The following is a 3,395-nucleotide window of genomic DNA, read 5'->3' on the forward strand; positions in this document are numbered from 1 at the left end:
CGGACCACGAACTCATCGTAGCCCTCGCCCAGCAGTGTCACCGGGAACCCGACCTGCATTTGTATCGGCTGGTCCGTGGGGTTGTAGAAGGTCAGCAAGGCCAGCACCTGCCAGCCGCCGCGGTCCAGCTCGTAGAACGTCACCCGTTCGCGTTCGAGCCTGATCTGTGTGTCGTTCAGCGGGTAGACTCCGGCGGCCGAGCCGCCCAGGGCCATGTCGTTGGCCGCAGCTTGCGGCGTAAACCACGGCTGGGTGATGGCTGCAACGAGTATCAGCGATGCGATAAATATAGGCATGCCGCGCATGACGTCTCCTGCTCGATATACTTAGAACGCGTTCAGTATATCAGGACCATGTGCGGCCGCGGAATGTTGCGCCCGATCAATCGGGCAGCGGACGATCAGATCGGCACAGCCAGAATCGAGATCACCATTGCGATGAAGATCATCAGGCCCAGCCCGATGGTGCTGACCACGATCAGCCCCACATCCACACCGTGGGATGCTCGCACCCGGCTTGACCCTCCATCGGCCATATACGAATGGAGCAGCTGATCCAAATCCTCGGTGAGTATGCTCTTGGCATCGATCCCACCCAGAATGTCTTGTTGCTTGTTTGCCATCCTAAACTCCTGCGCCTGCCTGGCGGCGTTACGGAAAATTCCGTACACCGGATATCCGACGATAATCCGGTCCCATCTACATCCGGCTTTGATCTACCGCAAGTTGCGTGCCAGGACGGCGAGGGGGGTAACTGGTTGATATTTAAGGATCTCGATTTTGCGCTCCCAGAGGTGCGCAGTACGAATTTACATGCCGTTACATTATGTCGACCAACCCGGGTGCACGGGCAATCGCGGTAGTCGGGTTAAAATTTAGCGGTGTGGTACTCGGTGACGCCGAACATGCGTTCGATCTTGTGCTCACGCCCCTTGGCGTCCACGACCCTGCCGCTGAAGGTGCCGAATGGCTGGTGATAGTCTGACTTGAGCAGCCCGAGGTTGATCTTGCCCGCGCGCTCGCCCTGGGGCTCGAAGCGCAGGTCGCAAAGCTCGTCTGTGGTGCGGATCGTCCAGGGACTCATCACGTCCTCGGGATCGAACTCGAAGCGCGCCGCGCCCCACAACGAAAGGCAGTCCTCGACCCACAGCGCGTTTTCGTTGTAGCGTTCGTCGTCCTCGATCATGTTCTGCACCAGGTTCGCGCCGATCAGTCGGCCCGCCGGATCGCGGCCGGCAAAGGTCGCCCAGTGCCAGGCGGTCTCGCGGGGGTAGAACGTGCCCTGCACGTCGATCAGCGCCACGTCGCGCCCCTCCTCGACGCTGATCCGTCGATCGCCGATCCTGATCTCGCCGCGCACCGGACAGGGGACTTTGTGTGTGTACAGCGGGCGATTCTCGCTGATCGGCAGCACGGGGATCAGCGGTTGCACGCGCTCCAGATCCTCGACCAATTCCAGGTCCGCGCTGATCGCGGGCTTGCCCCGTCGGCGGCTGACGTCGATTTTGACCCGGTGCAGTCCCTGTTCCAGGTTGTTGTGAATTTCGATCTTGTAGCCGATGCCTTTGAAGTACGTACGGCCGTTCCACAGCTCCGAGGCCACCCGCGCTTGCGGGCCCAGCGCCTCGCGGTGATGCTCCACCATCCGGCCGTTGGTGCGGTCGAGAAAGTAGCAAAACGAGGTCGACATGTAGCGCGCATTGAGAACCACGAAGGCCATCAGGAAATCCTGGCCGATCAGCGCGTAGTGCTGCCAGCGTTTGAGCCGCATTCTGGTAAGTGATGCGGGCACGCCGGGCAGACGGATCTGCTCGAGGTTTACCGTGCGGAACGGCGTACGGAACACGCCGTACTCGTTGACCTGGCCGTTGGTTACGATCTTCTGCGGCGTACGTTTGATCTCTCGCATGCTGATCCTTCCTGGGCTGTGCTGCGGGGGGATTATAGGGCCCCGGCCGCAATCAACCAAGCCCGTCGATCACAGTAACGGAGTCTGGATTTGAATCGAGATGGCGTGCGGCGCGGCGCTTAGCGCGGCACGGCCAGCCAGGGTTTGCGCGCCTGTTCGCAGGTTACTCCGGCCAGGGAGTCCACCGTCTCCACGGCCACGTTACGCCACTGGGCGATCTGCTCCATGATCGCGTGGCGTACGCGCTCGCGCAGCTCGGTGATGTCGTCCAGGGTCATGCCGCGAGTGTCGATCGGCGGCAGCACGCGCACGAAGATCTCGCTGATCTTGCGAAACCGCCAGCTGTGTTTGGGCAGCGCGCCCATCGAGCCGTCCACGGCCACGGGCAGCACCGGCACCTGGGCCTTGATCGCCAGGTGGAACGCGCCGTTGTGAAACGGCAGTACGCGGCCGTCCTTGGTGCGCGTGCCCTCGGCGAAATACATCACCGAGCACTTGCGTTTGATGTACCACATCGCGCGCGCGAGCACTTTGCCGCGGCTGTTTACGCATTTACGATCGACCGGGATGTCGCCGGCGAGCTTGAGCATCCAGCCGCCGATCGGGAACTTGAACAGCACTGCCTTGCCCACCCACTTCATCTCCCAGGGCAGGCGCGAGACGATCGGGATGTCGGCCAGCGATTGATGGTTGCTCACCACAACGTAGGGATTGCGCGGATTGGTTACCCGATCGGCGTCCAAAACGTGGATTTTCCAAAACGGCACAGCGTGGGTCATTGCCACGCCGCAACGCCTGAACCAGCGGCCGGTGCGGTAGTGCACCGGATCGCGGTCGAAGATCCGCACCACGGCCATCAGCGGCAGGAAAATCAGAATTATCAGGCCCGTCGTCAACCAGGCCAGCAGCGAACGCAGTATTGTGATCATTCCCAGCTTTTCCTTTGCCCGGATTATTCTCGATGCTGTTGTTGCGAAGCCCGCTCCGCTTGAATAATCAGGGTTAACAATCCATTCCCGGCATGCCCGAAGGCGAGCGGTATTTTTAGCCCCATCGCCTTCGGAAGTCCAGTAGGCTGACAATTAACACGGACCAGCCCGGCCTTGGAGGACGCTGCTTGGGCAGCTCAACCCTTTGCCCGGTCGAAGCGTTGACGTACCATGATAAAAAATCCAGGTTGGACTGCTGAAGAATGCGGATTGATTGTAGGCGTTACATTATCGTTGTCGTGGTTGCCGTGGCGCTGGCAGCCTATTCCCTGCTGCTGTTTAAAATCACCCTGGCGTGGTACGCGCAGTATCGCCCCTTCCTGGATCTGGACGTCTTTTCCAACATATTGATCAATATCAACGCGGGCAACTGGTCTTCCCCCGGTTTAGTGGACGGTTCTTTTATGCTGCCATAGCAGCCTGACATTCGAAACGTCTTTCGTATTCGACCGGGCTCAGGTTGCCATTGGTCGAGTGTTTGCGTTTGCCATTGTAGAA

General features: G+C 60.0%; 5 protein-coding genes. 1 reads left to right on the forward strand and 4 read right to left on the reverse strand.

Features of this window, described 5'->3' with window-relative positions; all coding sequences use genetic code 11:
• From P9M14_04345 to P9M14_04360, 4 genes are all read right to left on the reverse strand, one after another.
• On the reverse strand, positions 1-305 hold a 305-nt coding region (locus tag P9M14_04345; GenBank protein ID MDP8254956.1), incomplete at its 3' end, for a hypothetical protein.
• Between the two features lie 95 nt (positions 306-400).
• Positions 401-622 (reverse strand): hypothetical protein, encoded by a 222-nt coding sequence (locus P9M14_04350; protein MDP8254957.1) that lies wholly within the window; start codon positions 620-622, stop codon positions 401-403.
• 245 nt (positions 623-867) lie between these two features.
• Complete coding sequence (locus P9M14_04355) at positions 868-1,908, reverse strand: DUF2804 domain-containing protein (protein MDP8254958.1); 1,041 nt, start codon at positions 1,906-1,908, stop codon at positions 868-870.
• Positions 1,909-2,027: 119 nt separating this feature from the next.
• Entirely contained in the window at positions 2,028-2,837 is an 810-nt protein-coding gene (locus P9M14_04360; protein MDP8254959.1) for a lysophospholipid acyltransferase family protein, read from the reverse strand.
• 308 nt (positions 2,838-3,145) lie between these two features.
• Between P9M14_04360 and P9M14_04365 the strand changes: the two genes are divergently transcribed.
• Entirely contained in the window at positions 3,146-3,313 is a 168-nt protein-coding gene (locus tag P9M14_04365) for a hypothetical protein (GenBank protein ID MDP8254960.1), read from the forward strand.
• Positions 3,314-3,395: the final 82 nt, after the last annotated feature.

Origin of the sequence: Candidatus Alcyoniella australis, from assembly GCA_030765605.1 — a bacterium.
GTDB classification, from domain to species: domain Bacteria; phylum Lernaellota; class Lernaellaia; order JAVCCG01; family Alcyoniellaceae; genus Alcyoniella; species Alcyoniella australis.